This window comes from Streptomyces albus subsp. albus (assembly GCF_000725885.1).
Taxonomy (GTDB): domain Bacteria; phylum Actinomycetota; class Actinomycetes; order Streptomycetales; family Streptomycetaceae; genus Streptomyces; species Streptomyces albus.
Genome location: NZ_JODR01000079.1, coordinates 1 through 647, shown reverse-complemented (window position 1 = coordinate 647; position 647 = coordinate 1). Strand labels below are relative to the sequence as shown.

1 protein-coding gene is annotated in these 647 nt (G+C 68.0%); it reads right to left on the bottom strand.

All coding sequences use genetic code 11. The annotated features are described in order from the left end of the window. A partial coding sequence (locus IO40_RS34595; RefSeq protein WP_033230470.1) for an acyltransferase domain-containing protein occupies positions 1–647 on the bottom strand: 647 nt, incomplete at both ends.

Genomic DNA, 647 nt, shown 5'->3' with positions numbered 1-647 from the left:
TCCGGTGTGGCTTGGATGGTGAGCATGGTGCCGGTGTGGGGGAGGTTTTGCATGAGGTGGGCGCGGGTGGTGATGAGGGTGGCGGCGTCTTGGGGGGTGAGGATGCCGGCGAGGGTGGCGGCGGCGATTTCGCCGGTGGAGTGGCCGGTGGTGTGGGTGAAGGTGATGCCGAGGGTGTGCCAGAGGTGGGTGAGGGCGGTTTGGTGGGCCCAGAGGGTGGGTTGGGCGTATTGGGTTTGGTTGAGGGTGTGGGGGTCGGTGTGCCACATGAGGTGGTGGAGTGGTTGGTCGAGGTGGGGTTGGAGGAGTTGGGCGGCTTGGTCGAGGGCGTGGGCGTAGGCGGGGAAGTGGTGGGCGAGTTGTTGGCCCATGCCGGGGTGTTGGCTGCCTTGGCCGGTGTAGAGGGCGGTGATGCCGGGTGGTGTGGGGCGGGCTCGGGTGTGGGTGGGGGTGTTGTTGAGGGTTTTGATGAGGTGGTTGCGGGTGCCGGTGGCGGCGGTGCGGTAGGGGTGGTGGGTGCGGTGGCAGGCGAGGGTGTGTGCGGTGTGGTGGAGGGGTTCTTCGGGGTGGTCACGCAGGTGCCGGCTGAGAGCTGAGGCCTGTTCGCGCAGGGCTTGCGGCGACTTCGCCGACAACACCAACGGCAC